Consider the following 13,743-nt stretch of genomic DNA (forward strand, 5'->3'; position numbering starts at 1 on the left):
ACAAGAGAATTACGGAAGCACCCTCGGCCAATATCTTTCACGAGATTCCAGACCCGATTCAAGGGCTCAACTCCAGAGCATTCACAAGAAATGTCAGGCGAATGAAAAATCATGAGGGCGCCGGCCGTCCCCGGTGGCACCGGAGGACGGCCGGGCGCTGTTTCCCGTTGGGCGCGGTCACTTCTGGTTGAACAGCTCGCGGTAGGAGTCGAGGAAGAAGGTTCCCTTGATGTCCGCCGTCCCGGCCGCGCCGAGGACGCCCAGGTCCGGGACGTAGCTGACGCCACCCCGGGGCCCGAGCGGCAGGACGATGGAATCGGCGCCCTCCGTCTCGTAGGCGGTGAGTTCGCTGCCGCCCTCGACCAGCGTCCTGATGTTGGCGGCGACGACTTCGGCGTGCTTCTGCGCCAGCCGTGCCATCTTCAGTTCAGGGACGGCGGTGATGTCGCCGACGGCGAAGACGGTCTCCTGTCCTTGGACCCGCAGTTCCGGGGTGACGGCGATCCGCCGGTCGACCCGCAGGGCACCACTCAGGCCCTCGCCCAGGATGTCGCTGTTGGCGGTGACTCCGTGGCAGGCGAACCACACGTCGGCGGTGAGGTCGGTGCCGGAGTCCGTGGTGACGGTGAACTTGCCGGCCACGCCCGATGCGGAGGACGGCAGTTCGCGCAACGAGGTCCCGAGCAGCAGCTCGATGCCCAACTGGTCGAGCTGGGCGCGCAGTTCGGCGTGGAACTGCTCCGGGAACGCGCCGTTGGCGAGCAGCCTGGACTGCGGTTCGACGACCGTGACGGCCTTGTCCGGCCAGGCGGCCTTGATCTCCCCGGCGAACTCGAGGCCCACTGGTCCGGCGCCGAGCAGCAGGACACGCGAGGCGCGTTCCAGCTCTGCCCGCGTGGCGTTGAGCTTCTTCGTCCCGGCCCAACTGTCGAGGGTGTCGAGGTTCGCCGGGTAGGGAGCGTTCGAGCCGGTGGCCAGGACGATGTAGTCGGCCTCCACCGTGTCGCCGGAGGCGAGCCTGACCGTGCTCGCCGCGACCTCGGCCGCCCGGTCCCGGCGAACCGTGCCATGGGTCAGGAGTTTGCCGTAGGGGATGAAGAGCTTGTCGGTCCAGCTCTGGTCCGTGACGCCACGCAGTGCGGCCACATTGTGGACGAACGCGTCACGCGGCTCGATCAGGATGACGTCGGCGACGTCGTCCAGGGCTTTCGCCACGGTGGCTCCCCCGTATCCGCCGCCGATCACGGCCACGGTCGCAGTCATTGCACCCTCCCGGATTTAGTTCGCATTATGAATAGTCAGTATCACGTACTATATTTACTGGGAAGCAGAGAAGCCCGCCTACGCTTGGCATCTGACCAGTCGTCACCTTTGGCCGGGCGCGATTGACAAGCCGGGGCACCGGAGAGGCACACTTCGGTGGACTGCGGACTGGAGGATGCGGTGGATGTCGTTGAGGGGCGCCCGGAGGCTCTGGCTCCGGCGCTGGTCGCTCTGTCCCACCTAGTCCTGCACCTGTTCGCCGACGTCGGACGCGGCCATGGCCTCACGCAGCAGCAGGCCGAGCTGCTCTGCACCGTGATCGTCCGGGACAGGGTCCGCATGAACGAACTGGGCAAGCTGCTGCACCTGGAGAAGTCGAGCCTGAGCGGCCTGGTGGACCGTGCGGAGCGGCGCGGCCTGATCACCCGTACCCGGGACGCGAAGGACCGCCGTGCCTACTGGGTCGAGCTGACGGATGAGGGCGCCCGGCTGGCGCTCCGGACCCACAGCGATGTGACGGCCCGGCTGGATCGCCTGATCAGGCACGTCTCACCGGACGACCAGGCGCGTCTGGTCGGCGTCGTCGACCGGATCAGGACCGCGGAGTCCGCAGCGACCGAGTGACCGGACCGGGCCTGCGACGGCGGGCGGGTCCGTGCCCGGACCTCAGCTCCCGGCCGGCACTCTCACGGCCCCCGGGCCCTGGATGTTCCGGTGGATCTCGAGCGCCGCCGACGAGCGGTTGAGCGTGATGTAGTGCAGGCCCGGGGCACCCTCGGCGAGAAGCCGCTCCGCCATCGCGGTGGCGTACTCGACCCCGATGCGATGCCCTTCCGCCGGGTTGCCACGGGCCCCTTCGAGGCGGTGGGCCAGCCGGTCCGGGAAGGCCGCGCCGCTCAGCTCGGCGAAACGGCTGATCTGGCGGACATCCGTCGCGGGCATGATCTCGGGGATGATCGGGATGTGGCAGCCGGCGGCCGCCACCCGGTCGCGCAGCCGCAGATAATCCTCGACGTGGAAGAACATCTGGGTGATCGCGTAGTCCGCGCCCGCCCGGCACTTGGCGACGAAGTGCCGGATGTCCGTGTCCCGGTCGGGGGAGCGCGGATGCGTCTCGGGGAAGGCCGCGACCCCGATGCTGAGGTCACCTGAGCTCCGCAGCAGGGAAACCAGCTCGTGCGCGTACGTCAGCCCTCGGGGGTGTGCCACCCACGGTGCGTTCGGGTCTCCGGGCGGATCCCCGCGCAGGGCGAGCACATCCCGTACGCCCGCATCCGCGTACTGGCCGATGACCTGCCGCAGCTCGGCGACGGAGTGCCCGACAGCGGTGAGATGGGCTACGGGGCGCAGCGTCGTCTCGGCCGCCAGACGCCTGGTCACCTCGACCGTACGGTCTTGGGAGGAGCCGCCCGCGCCGTACGTCACGGACACGAAGGACGGGGCCAGCGCTTCGATCCGGCGGACGGTGTTCCACAGGAGGCGTTCACCGACGGCCGTCTTCGGCGGGAAGATCTCGAAGGAGAACGAGGGCCGGGTCATGCGGCACGGCGCCAGGTCCGTGGCCCGGCGAAACCGGGGGCGCGTTCCAGTCGCCGCCACCGGGCGACGGACCGGAGCGGCACCGGCGCGGTGGCGGGTGCGTCGGCGAGCGCGGCCGCGCGGGCGAGCAGGACCGCGGTGAGCGCGGCCAGTTCCTCCTCGCTCGGGTTGCCCTTCTCCACCCGGACGTACCTCGTGTGCGGGTCACTCATGCGCGCTCCTGTCCTTGCTCACTGGGGTGGGTTTCCGTGCTTGCGGTGCGGCAGACCTGCGTCCTTGGCGCACAGCATCGCCAGGGAGCGGATCAGCACCGCGCGGGTGTCGCGCGGGTCTATGACGTCGTCGACGAGCCCTCGCTCCGCCGCGTAATAGGGGTGGACCAGTTCCGTCTGGTACTCCTCGATCTTCTGCGCGCGCATGGCCTCGGGATCCTCGGACGCCGCGATCTCCCGGCGGAAGACCACACCCGCCGCCCCTTCGGCACCCATCACCGCGATCTCGTTCGTCGGCCAGGCCAAGGCGACGTCCGCGCCGATGGAGCGCGAGTCCATGACGATGTACGCGCCCCCGTACGCCTTGCGCAGTACCACCGAGACCCGGGGCACGGTCGCGTTGCAGTACGCGTACAGCAGCTTCGCGCCGCGGCGGATGATCCCCTCGTGTTCCTGGTCCACTCCGGGCAGGAAGCCGGGCACGTCGACGAGCGTGACCAGCGGGATGTTGAAGGAGTCGCAGAACTGCACGAACCGCGCGCCCTTTTCACTGGCCCTGATGTCCAGCACGCCGGCCATGGACGCCGGCTGGTTGGCGACGATGCCGACGACCTGCCCGTCCAGCCGGGCCAGCGCGCACACCAGGTTGGTCGCCCACGCCGCGTGGACCTCCATGAAGTCGCCGTCGTCCACGAGCTCCGTGATCACCGACCGCATGTCGTACGAACGGTTGCCGTCGGCCGGGACCAGGTCGAGCAGCGCGTCGCCGCGGAGATCGACGGCGTCGTTCCCGCGCACCGCCGGAGGGAGTTCGCGGTTGTTGGACGGAAGCAGCGACAGCAGGTAGCGGACTTCGGCAAGGCAGGTCTCCTCGTCGTCGTGGACGAAGTGCGCGACGCCGGAGAGCCCGCCATGCGTGTCGGCGCCGCCCAGGCCGTTCTGGGTGATCTCCTCGCCCGTGACCGCCTTGACCACGTCCGGGCCGGTGATGAACATCTGCGAGGTGTCGCGGACCATGAACACGAAGTCCGTCAGGGCAGGGCTGTACGCCGCGCCGCCCGCGCACGGGCCCAGCATCACGGAGAGCTGCGGGATGACCCCGGAGGCCTTCGTGTTGCGCTGGAAGATGCCGCCGTAACCGGCCAGGGCCGAGACGCCTTCTTGGATACGGGCGCCCGCGCCGTCGTTCAGAGACACCAGGGGCGCGCCGGCCGCGATGGCCATGTCCATGATCTTGTGGATCTTCGTGGCGTGGGCCTCGCCCAGCGCGCCGCCGAAGATGCGGAAGTCGTGGGCGTAGACGAAGACCGTCCGGCCCTCCACCGTGCCCCAGCCGGTGATCACACCGTCGGTGTGGGGGCGTTTGGTCTCCAGGCCGAACCCGGTCGCCCGGTGTCGGCGCAGTGCCTCGACCTCGGTGAAGCTTCCCTTGTCGAGGAGGAGTTCGACGCGTTCCCGGGCAGTCAGCTTTCCCTTGGCGTGCTGGCGCTCGGTGGCCTTGGGATCCGGTCCGCCCCGGATTTGCTCCTTCAGCGCGGTCAGCTCTGCCAACCGGTGGAGAATCTCCGGCCCGGAGCTTTCCGACGACGGGGCCGCACCTGGCATGACGTTGTCCGTTCCTCTCGTCCGCGCGTCACTTGCCGGTTTGTGACGTACCGGCAAGTGACGTGTCCGTGTGTCTCTCGTCCGTCGAGCGCTCAGCGTCAGGGCGCCGACCGGCTCGGCCCCCGCGACGAGGGCCGTGGCATCCTCCGCGTACAGACAGCCGACCGGCACCACGCGGAGCGTGCCGCGGTGGTCGTCCTGGGTGCGCAGGGCGACCGCGGCGGCATGACCGGCGTCGCCCGGCAGGTCGTGCACGAGCCATCCGGCGGGCCGGCCGGGATCGTCATCGCGGTCGCCGAGATAGTCGGCTGCAAGGCCCCGGCCCAGTCCGCTGCCCAGGCCCTTGAGGTAGGCCTCCTTGCGTGTCCACAGCCGCGCGAAGCCGAACGGGCGGTCACCCGGCGGCAGTTCGGCCAGGTCCTGCTGCTCCGCCGGGTGCAGATGCGGTACGCACAACTCGACGGCCTCCGGAGACGGAACGCCCTGGACGTCGACGCCGACCGGCACCGCCGCCACCGCGACCAGGGCCACGCCCCGGCTGTGGGACAGGGAGAAGTGCGGCGGGGCCGACGCGTCCCGTACCACCGGCCGGCCGTGCGGCGCCGAGCAGCGCGGGCAGGGAGCACGCCCGAAGCGCACCTCGGCCGGCGCGACGCCCAGACAGAGGGCCAGGACGCGGCGCAGCGCGAGATGTGCCGCGAGGTACAGCATCCGGTCCCCGGAGCGCACGAACGAGGCGGCTCGCTCCCGTTCCCGCTGGTCGAGCTCCCCCACCACCGCCGGCGGCGGCTCCTGTCCGGGCCAGGGAGCGCGCACCACCCAGATGTGCGCCTCCCCGGGAACGGGCGTCAGCGGGGCAATCCCCTCTGCGGGAACGGGGCCGTCCCTCATGCTGCGTCGTCCGCCGCCGGGGACCGCATGTGCGGGATCCTCGTCGCGAGGTTCTCGGCCAGTGCCCGCACGGATTCGCCGCGCAGGAGGTCGGCGGGGTGGGCGGTGACGCCCAGCGCCTGCTCCAGCCCGCGCTTGAGGAACAGCGCGGTGACCAAGTCCACTCCCTGGTGGCCCAGGGGCTCCTCCGCGCTGAGCCGGTGACCCGGCGGCACTCTCAGGAACTCTCCCAGTGCGCGGCAGATGTGCTGCTCGATGATCCTGGCACGTGCGTCGGGGCCCACGGCCGACAGCAGGCCCGGCAGCCGCTGGAACCAACGGCTCGAAGCGTACGGCGGGGACATGGAGAGGCTTCCTCCCATCGGAGTACGGAGTTCCTTCGTTCCTTCGACCGGAATCAGCGCCTGCTCTCCGCGTAGCTCTTGGCATGGCCGAGCGTGGCGCGGCTGTTGGTGCTGAGCGCGGTCCGGACGTAGTCGCGGGCGTCCTCGACCGTGGCGCTCTCGCCCAGGACGCGGGCGATGTTGGCGGTGTTGAGGACGACGGTGTGCTGGGAGGAGGCGGTGACGCCGCCCTCGTGTTCCCGGAAGGTCCAGTAACCGGTGTGCAGGGTCATCAGCGCCGGAAGCGTGACCTGCTTGTACGCGATCTTCTGGACCGGCAGACACACCCGGTACGACTTGGTGGTATGCGTGGAGCCGTCCTTGGCCCCGGTGTCCATCTCGAGGATCTGCAGCCCCGGTGACAGCTCCTCCAGGCGCACGCGGGCCACATGCGGCAGGCGTTCCTCCCAGAGCCCGGCTTCGTTGACGAAGTCGTACACGTCCTTCACCGCGCCGTCGATCTGCACGCTGTCCTCGAAGGAGAAGGTGACTCCCTCGGCGGCGTGCGCGGCCTCCACATTGGTCTTGAGCGCGGCCAGTTCCGAGCGCGAGTTGCGGTCGACGGCCTCGTCGATCCAGGCCAGGCCGTCCGGGTCGTCGTCGATCGCCCGGTAGTCGTGCAGCAGCCGGACCCGGGCCCGTGTGCCGGACAGCGGCTCGATGACCCAGGTGCCGCCCATGGCGGCGACCGGCGGTGCTGGCACCTCCTGGCGGAAGGTGATCCGCAGGCCTTCGGGGTTCAGTGTGCGGTGCGAGATCCAGTTCTTGGCCGTCTCGTTGGCGGTGGCCCAGATACGGATGCGTTCCTCGTTCGCGTGGCGCTCGACGTGGTCGACGTAGATGGTGGGCGGGAAGATACGAGGCCAGTTCTCCACCTCGGCGATCAGCCGGTAGACGGCGGCGGCCGGCGCCGCGATCGTGATCTCGTGCTCTACTTCACGCACGGTCATCGTCGGTCCTCCTGTCGGGGGTTCAGAAGTTGCCCAGGCCGCCGCAGACGTTCATGGCCTGCGCGGTGATGGAGGCGGCGGAGTCGGAGGCGAGGTAGCCGACCAGGCTTGCGACCTCCTCGGGGGTGGAGTAACGGCCGAGGGGGATCTTGGCCTGGAACTTGTCGAGGATTGCCTCCTCGGTAGTGTCGTAGGCGGCCGCGTAGCCCTGCCTGACCCGCTGGGCCATGGCGGTCTCGACGTAACCGGGGCAGACGGCGTTGACGGTAATGCCGGTGGGGGCGAGTTCGTTGCCGAGCGCCTTGGTGAAGCCGACCACGCCGTGCTTGGAGGCGGAGTACGGGGCACCGAGCACCACGCCCTGCTTGCCCGCGGTGGAGGCGATGTTGATGACGCGTCCGCGCTCTTTCTCCCGCATGCCACCGGTGGTGAGCACTTCGCGAGTCAGTCGGAAGACGCTGTTGAGGTTGGTGTCGATGACGTCGTGCCACAGCTCGTCGGCGATCTCGGAGGTGACGCCACCGCCGGACCTGCCCGCGTTGTTGACCAGGACGTCGATGGTGCCGAACGCTTCGACGGCCGCGTGCACGAACGTCTTGACGTCGTCGTTGGACCGGACGTCCACGGTGGTGCCGGCGACCTCGTACCCCTCCTCCCGCAGCTGCTTCACGGTGTTGGCGACGTTCTCGGCGTTGCGCGCGCCGATGAACACCCGGTGGCCCCGGTCGGCCAGGAGCCGGGCGACCGCGAGACCGATTCCGCTGGTCGCGCCCGTGATCAGAGCGACACGTTTGTCCTGCTGCGACATGGTTCCTTCTCCACTGGTCGGTGGTGGCACTGTGCGGTGGGGCTGCGTCGGTGCGAGTGGGGTGCGTGCGAGGCGGCCGAGGTCCTGGCCCGCTCCCGCGGCGGGTCCGGTCAGGCGGTGGCCATACGCAGCTGCGAGTTGACGGTGGCGATGAGCGCACGCGGCGTGTTCGCGACGGCGAGAGCGTCCTCGTCGAGGGTGATGCCGTACTCGCGCTCGATGCGGCTGCCGGTCTCCAGCAGCGCCAGCGACTCGTAGCCCAGTGCCTCGAACCGCACGTCGAGGATGTCGCCGTCGAGGTCCACGCCCTCGTCCGCGCCAGCGCCCTCGAGCAGGATGCGCCGCAGGTTGTCGGCGGTGAATTCCCGGGTGGTCATGGAAGGGTCTCTCTTTCTGCGTCTGCGCGACGCGTTTTTCGGGACGGACAGCGCCCCGCGCACCGGAGGAACGTCTGCGCGGGACGCCCGGTCGGATGTGGTCAGCCGGCGGCGCGGACGACGACGGCGGAGTTGAAGCCGCCGTGCCCGCGGGCGAGGACGAGCGCGGTACGCACCGCGGCACTGCGGGGCCGCGGGCCGACCAGGTCGAGGGGGTACCCGGCGGCGAGTTCCACGTTGACCGTCGGGGGGATCCGGCCGTCCTTGATCGACAGCAGCGCGGCCGCGAGGTCGAGAGGGCCGGCGCCCGAGTACAGGCGTCCGGTCATCGTCTTCGGGGCCGTGACCGGAACTCCGTGGGGTCCGAAGACGGCGGTGATGGCCTCGGCCTCCACACGGTCCAGCTCGGGTATGGCCGCCGCGTCCGCGAACACCGCGTCGACATCGCCGGGCTCGACGTTCGCGTCGGCCAGCGCCAGTTCGACGGCCTTGCGCAGCCCGGGCTCACGTCCGCTCCCGGGACCGGGGTCGAATGTTGCGCCGTACCCGGACACCTCACCGTAGACACGAGCGCCGCGCGCCCGAGCCGAGTCGCCGGACTCCAGGATCAGGATGGCGCCGCCCTCACCCGGTACGTGCCCGGAGGCATCGGCGTCGAAGGGCAGGAACGCGCTCGAGGGCTCCTCGCTGGTGCTCAACCGGTCGCTCGCCAGCTGGGCGACCCAGCCCCAGGGGCAGATCGAGGCGTCGATGGAGCCGGAGACGATGAGGTCGGTGCCCTTGCGGATCTGACGTCGGGCCTGAGCCACCGCGTCCAGACCGCCGGCCTGGTCGCTGACGACGACACCGCTCGGGCCCTTCATCCCGTTGCGGATCGAGATCTGTCCACTGTTGACGGCGTAGAACCAGGCGAAGGACTGGTAGGCACTGACGTACTGGCCGCCCCGGCTCCACAGCTTCTCCAGTTCGCCCTGGCCGAACTCGAATCCGCCCGACGAACTGGCCGTGACCACGCCCATGTCGAACTCGGCGAGTTCTTCCGGGTTCACGCCCGCGTCGGCCAGCGCCCAGTCGGTGGCGACCAGCGCGATCCTGGTCATCCGGTCGGTCTGGGGAAGCAGCCGGCTGGGCAGCAGGTCCTCGGCGACGAAGCCGGGCACCTCGCCGGCCAGTTTCGCCGGGTAGGACGACGGGTCGAAACGGGTGATGCGGCCGATTCCGTTCTTGCCCGTGAGGGTCGCGGCCCAGAAGTCCTCTGTGCCCAGTCCGTTGGGAGCGGCGACTCCCAGGCCGGTCACGACCACCGACGCGGTCATACGCCACTCCTCTCGGGCCGCGCCAGCACCATGGCGCTCTGGAATCCGCCGAAGCCGCTGCCCACGGTCAGGACCGCGTCGACGAGCTGCTCACGGGCGGCCAACGGGACGTAGTCCAGGTCGCACTCCGGGTCTGGGGTGTGCAGGTTCGCCGTGGGCGGTACGACGTTGTACTCCATGGCGAGCGCGGACGCCGCGATCTCGATGGAGCCGATGGCACCGAGCGAGTGGCCGACCATCGACTTGATGGAGCTGACCGGCGTCCGGTACGCGTGGTCGCCCAGGCTTCGCTTGAACGCCGCGGTCTCGTGGCGGTCGTTCTGTTTGGTGCCCGAGCCATGGGCGTTGACGTAGTCGATCTCAGTGGGGTTCATCCGCGCCTCGTTGAGGGCCACCCGGATGGCCTCGGCCATCTCCGCGCCGTCCGGCCGCAGACCGGTCATGTGGTACGCGTTGGAGCGCGTCGCGTAGCCGACGATCTCGGCGTAGATGTGCGCACCCCGCTTCCTGGCGCTGTGCAGCTCCTCCAAGACGAAGACAGCGGAGCCCTCGCCAAGCACGAAACCGTTGCGTGTCCTGTCGAAAGGCCGGGAGGAGTGTTCGGGTTCGTCGTGCCGGGGTGTCGTCGCCTTGATCGCGTCGAAGCACGCCATGGTGATCGGCGAGATCGGAGCGTCCGAGGAACCGGCGACCATGACGTCGGCGGAACCCTCGCGGATCAACTCGACGGCGTACCCGACGGAGTCGATCCCGGAGGTGCACCCCGTGGAGACCACGGTTGAGGGTCCCTGCGCGCCGACCGTCCACGCGACCTCGGCCGCGAAGGAGCTGGGGACCAGGTAGCCGTACAGGTGCGGTACCGCGTACTCGTGGTCGACCAGATGGAGCCGGCCGCTGTCGCTGACGACGTTGTACTCCTCGTCCAGCCCCATGGTGGCGCCCACAGCGCTGCCGATGGTGACTCCCACGCGGTAGGGATCGTACGTGTCCAGGCTGATGCCGCTGTCGGCGACGGCGCCACGGGCCGCGATCACCGCGAACTGCGCGGCGCGGTCCATACGCCGGATCTCCTGCGGAGTCAGGCCGTGGAATTCGGGATCGAAGTCGATCTCCGCGGCGACCCGGGAACGGAAGGGGGTGGGGTCGAAGAAGGTGATGCCGCGGGTCGCGGTACGGCCGTCGCTCAGCAGGCTCCAGAAGTCCTTCACCCCGACGCCGCCCGGGGCCAGCACCTCGATGCCGGTGATGACGACGCGTCGGGCGGTCACTCGGATGCCTCCCAGGTGTAGAAGCGCCGGGCCATCGCGTCGGCCGGGGAGCGCCACGTCGCCGGGTCGTAGGCCTCGATGTACGGCTTCAGGTCTTCGCTGATGCGGATGAATCGCGGGTCGGTCTTCGCCTCCTCGATCAGTTGGCTGCCGTTGTCCGAGTCGAAGTCCTGCAAATGGAAATAGAGGCCTCGGTATTCGAAGAGCTGGCGTCGGCGGGTGCCCATGCGATGGGGCATCTCCGTCTTGTCGAAATCGGCGAAGATCCTGGCGACATCGACGCTCGATCCAGGATCCAACCGAGCCACGATCAGCGTGCTGTGCATACGTTTCTTCTCCTCACGGCCCCATCACGGAATAGATGGCAATCGGTTTTGAAAATAAGTATCCGGGCCACCGGGTGGCGGTTTCAACAGCCCCAATGTCAGAACATTGTCAGGGCCCGTCAGAATTCTGCAGAAGAATGACAGAGAACAGTCGGTCCAAGGTGCCGCCGAGCAGCGTCTCTTCGGCGGAGTCGCGAGATGTCCGGTTCGTGATCATGTGAGGCCGAGTAGGGCTAGCGGGCGTTTCGGGTCGTGGGAGTTGGCCCGGGCGACGGCGACGTCATGGGTGCCGGCGAGGCGCAGGGCGCCGATGGCCATCGAGGACCAGGCGGCTGGTGTGGTCGAGTACGGCAGCGAGTGGATCCTGCGGCCGTCGGCTCCGGCGCCGCCGCGCAGGCCCTTGCCGTCCACCGCCGGGTCTTCGGGCCGGGCCGAGTGCGGCGATCGGCCAGCCAGGCGCCGACCGCCCGGTCGAGCGCATCGGCAACCCACTCGCTGATGGCCAGGAGCGAGGTCGCGCCGGTCAGCACGGCGCAGGCGGCCAGCGCCAGCACATACACCAGGCCGTGGCGCACACCGCAGGGGTTGCGCGAATCGGGGCAGCAGCCCCAGGCAGTTCATGTTCCGCGGCATCAGGCTGGTCAAGGACGGGCGGGATCGGAGGGGATACGACAGCAGGCACGGACTTCCGTAAGGGGCACTGGACTCGACACCCACATGATCTTGGAAGCTCGCGCCTGTCCTGCATCCGGGCCACCGCCGGCGCACATCGGGAAAACCCACTCAAGCCACGACTACGCCGACCCCTGTGCCGCCGAGGAGTCAGTCCTTGATCTCGCAGATCACCGCGCCGGACGTGACCGAGGCGCCGATCTCCGCAGCCAGGCCCTTGATGGTGCCGGAGCGGTGGGCGTTCAGGGGCTGTTCCATCTTCATGGCCTCCAGGACGACGACCAGGTCGCCCTCCTTGACCTCCTGGCCCTCCTCGACGGCGACCTTGACGATGGTGCCCTGCATCGGGGAGGTCAGGGTGTCGCCGGAGGCGACCGGGCCGGACTTCTTCGCCGCGCGGCGCTTGGGCTTGGCGCCCGCCGCAAGTCCCGTACGGGCCAGGGACATGCCCAGCGAGGACGGCAGGGAGACCTCCAGGCGCTTGCCACCGACCTCGACGACGACCGTCTCGCGGTCCGGCTCTTCGTCCGCCTCTGTGGCCATCGGAGCGGCGAAGGGCTTGATCTCGTTGACGAACTCGGTCTCGATCCAGCGGGTGTGCACCCTAAACGGGTTGCTGGTGAACGCCGGGTCTGCGACGACCGCGCGGTGGAACGGGATGGCCGTGGCCATGCCCTCGACCTGGAACTCGGCCAGCGCACGGGCGGCCCGCTGCAGGGCCTGCTCACGGCTCGCGCCGGTGACGATCAGCTTGGCGAGCAGTGAGTCCCAGGCCGGGCCGATCACCGCGCCGGACTCCACACCCGCGTCCAGGCGCACGCCCGGACCGGATGGCGGCGCGAAGGTCGTGACCGTGCCGGGGGCGGGCAGGAAGTTGCGGCCCGGGTCCTCGCCGTTGATGCGGAACTCGAAGGAATGGCCGCGGATCGCCGGGTCGTCGTAGCCCAGTTCCTCGCCGTCGGCGATGCGGAACATCTCGCGGACCAGGTCGATGCCGGTGACCTCCTCGGTGACCGGGTGCTCCACTTGCAGGCGGGTGTTGACCTCCAGGAAGGAGATCGTGCCGTCCACGCCCACCAGGAACTCCACGGTGCCGGCACCGACGTACCCGGCCTCCTTGAGGATCGCCTTCGAGGCCGCGTACAGCTGCTTGTTCTGCTCCTTGGTGAGGAACGGCGCCGGAGCCTCCTCGACCAGCTTCTGGTGGCGGCGCTGGAGGGAGCAGTCACGGGTCGAGACGACCACGACATTGCCGTGCTGGTCGGCCAGGCACTGGGTCTCCACATGCCGCGGCTTGTCCAGGTAGCGCTCCACGAAGCACTCGCCGCGCCCGAAGGCCGCCACCGCCTCGCGCACCGCGGAGTCGTACAACTCGGGGACCTCTTCAAGGGTGCGGGCCACCTTCAGACCGCGACCGCCGCCGCCGAAGGCCGCCTTGATCGCGATCGGCAGGCCGTGCTCCTCGGCGAAGGCCACGACCTCCTCGGCGCCGTTCACCGGGTCCGGGGTGCCCGCCACCAGCGGAGCACCCGCGCGCTGCGCGATGTGCCGGGCGGCGACCTTGTCGCCCAGGTCGCGGATCGCCTGCGGAGGCGGGCCGATCCAGATCAGGTCGGCGTCCAGCACCGCCTGCGCGAAGTCCGCGTTCTCCGAAAGGAAGCCGTAGCCGGGGTGGATCGCGTCCGCCCCGGAGTCCTTGGCCGCCTGGAGCACCTTGGTGATGTCCAGGTAGCTGGTGGCCGGAGTGTCACCGCCCAGGGCGAACGCCTCGTCCGCGGCCCGCACATGCAGTGCGTCCCGGTCCGGCTCGGCGTACACCGCCACGCTCGCGATACCGGCGTCTCGGCACGCCCGAGCGACACGGACAGCGATTTCGCCACGATTGGCGATCAACACCTTGCGCACGACGACTTCTCCCACACTCGCTCTGCGACCCGGCCTTCAGCCTCTTCGGTCGGAAAGTTCCGTGCAATACCGGCCACTGCAGAGTTTCTTCAGATTTCCGTAGGCGCATTACAAAAGTGTGAGACAGACTCCAGGGCAGTGTCAGGCCTACGTCAAATCGACCGATTTCCATCTTCACACCGGGCGACAGGTGCACTACATGTAATTTGAAATTAATGTTTACGGCGC

General features: G+C 69.2%; 14 protein-coding genes and 2 pseudogenes. 1 reads left to right on the forward strand and 15 read right to left on the reverse strand.

Going from position 1 to position 13,743, the window contains the following annotated elements:
- Nucleotides 1-177: 177 nt before the first annotated feature.
- Nucleotides 178-1,263, reverse strand: coding sequence for an NAD(P)/FAD-dependent oxidoreductase (locus CES90_RS03375; RefSeq protein ID WP_189783111.1), 1,086 nt, complete (start codon nucleotides 1,261-1,263; stop codon nucleotides 178-180).
- A 180-nt stretch (nucleotides 1,264-1,443) separates the two neighbouring features.
- Between CES90_RS03375 and CES90_RS03380 the strand changes: the two genes are divergently transcribed.
- Nucleotides 1,444-1,887, forward strand: coding sequence for a MarR family winged helix-turn-helix transcriptional regulator (locus tag CES90_RS03380; RefSeq protein WP_189783110.1), 444 nt, complete (start codon nucleotides 1,444-1,446; stop codon nucleotides 1,885-1,887).
- A gap of 42 nt (nucleotides 1,888-1,929) precedes the next feature.
- Here the strand turns inward: CES90_RS03380 and metF are convergent, their stop codons facing one another.
- From metF to CES90_RS03440, 14 genes and pseudogenes are all read right to left on the reverse strand, one after another.
- On the reverse strand, nucleotides 1,930-2,802 hold the full coding sequence (gene metF / locus CES90_RS03385; protein ID WP_189783109.1) for a methylenetetrahydrofolate reductase [NAD(P)H]: 873 nt from the start codon (nucleotides 2,800-2,802) through the stop codon (nucleotides 1,930-1,932).
- Nucleotides 2,799-3,014, reverse strand: coding sequence for an acyl-CoA carboxylase epsilon subunit (locus tag CES90_RS03390; protein ID WP_189783108.1), 216 nt, complete (start codon nucleotides 3,012-3,014; stop codon nucleotides 2,799-2,801). The genes metF and CES90_RS03390 overlap by 4 nt, the downstream gene beginning before the upstream one ends.
- An 18-nt stretch (nucleotides 3,015-3,032) precedes the next feature.
- Nucleotides 3,033-4,619 carry an acyl-CoA carboxylase subunit beta gene (locus CES90_RS49230; RefSeq protein ID WP_229913820.1) on the reverse strand — a complete coding sequence of 529 codons (1,587 nt, stop codon included), beginning with the start codon at nucleotides 4,617-4,619 and terminating at the stop codon, nucleotides 3,033-3,035.
- A 318-nt stretch (nucleotides 4,620-4,937) separates the two neighbouring features.
- A pseudogene (locus CES90_RS49235) lies at nucleotides 4,938-5,510 on the reverse strand (4'-phosphopantetheinyl transferase family protein); the annotation flags it as partial.
- Nucleotides 5,507-5,854, reverse strand: a complete 348-nt coding sequence (locus CES90_RS03400) for an acyl carrier protein (RefSeq protein ID WP_189783106.1) — start codon at nucleotides 5,852-5,854, stop codon at nucleotides 5,507-5,509. The pseudogene CES90_RS49235 and the gene CES90_RS03400, both read right to left, overlap by 4 nt.
- A 53-nt stretch (nucleotides 5,855-5,907) precedes the next feature.
- Nucleotides 5,908-6,843, reverse strand: a complete 936-nt coding sequence (locus CES90_RS03405; RefSeq protein ID WP_189783105.1) for an aromatase/cyclase — start codon at nucleotides 6,841-6,843, stop codon at nucleotides 5,908-5,910.
- 22 nt (nucleotides 6,844-6,865) lie between these two features.
- On the reverse strand, nucleotides 6,866-7,651 hold the full coding sequence (gene fabG, locus CES90_RS03410; protein ID WP_189783104.1) for a 3-oxoacyl-ACP reductase FabG: 786 nt from the start codon (nucleotides 7,649-7,651) through the stop codon (nucleotides 6,866-6,868).
- 110 nt (nucleotides 7,652-7,761) lie between these two features.
- Nucleotides 7,762-8,028, reverse strand: coding sequence for an acyl carrier protein (locus tag CES90_RS03415; RefSeq protein WP_189783103.1), 267 nt, complete (start codon nucleotides 8,026-8,028; stop codon nucleotides 7,762-7,764).
- A 101-nt stretch (nucleotides 8,029-8,129) separates the two neighbouring features.
- A complete protein-coding gene (locus tag CES90_RS03420) occupies nucleotides 8,130-9,344 on the reverse strand; it encodes a ketosynthase chain-length factor (protein WP_189783102.1) in 1,215 nt (404 codons plus the stop codon).
- Complete coding sequence (locus tag CES90_RS03425) at nucleotides 9,341-10,612, reverse strand: beta-ketoacyl-[acyl-carrier-protein] synthase family protein (protein ID WP_189783101.1); 1,272 nt, start codon at nucleotides 10,610-10,612, stop codon at nucleotides 9,341-9,343. The genes CES90_RS03420 and CES90_RS03425 overlap by 4 nt, the downstream gene beginning before the upstream one ends.
- Complete coding sequence (locus CES90_RS03430; protein ID WP_189783100.1) at nucleotides 10,609-10,938, reverse strand: TcmI family type II polyketide cyclase; 330 nt, start codon at nucleotides 10,936-10,938, stop codon at nucleotides 10,609-10,611. Before CES90_RS03430 ends, CES90_RS03425 begins: the two co-directional genes overlap by 4 nt.
- A gap of 213 nt (nucleotides 10,939-11,151) precedes the next feature.
- Nucleotides 11,152-11,349 (reverse strand): hypothetical protein, encoded by a 198-nt coding sequence (locus CES90_RS49240; RefSeq protein ID WP_229913821.1) that lies wholly within the window; start codon nucleotides 11,347-11,349, stop codon nucleotides 11,152-11,154.
- A 65-nt stretch (nucleotides 11,350-11,414) separates the two neighbouring features.
- Nucleotides 11,415-11,513, reverse strand: a pseudogene (locus tag CES90_RS49245) (hypothetical protein); the annotation flags it as partial.
- A gap of 247 nt (nucleotides 11,514-11,760) precedes the next feature.
- Entirely contained in the window at nucleotides 11,761-13,515 is a 1,755-nt protein-coding gene (locus tag CES90_RS03440) for an acetyl/propionyl/methylcrotonyl-CoA carboxylase subunit alpha (protein WP_189783098.1), read from the reverse strand.
- Between the last annotated feature and the right edge of the window lie 228 nt (nucleotides 13,516-13,743).

The organism is Streptomyces capitiformicae (genome assembly GCF_002214185.1).
GTDB lineage: Bacteria > Actinomycetota > Actinomycetes > Streptomycetales > Streptomycetaceae > Streptomyces > Streptomyces capitiformicae.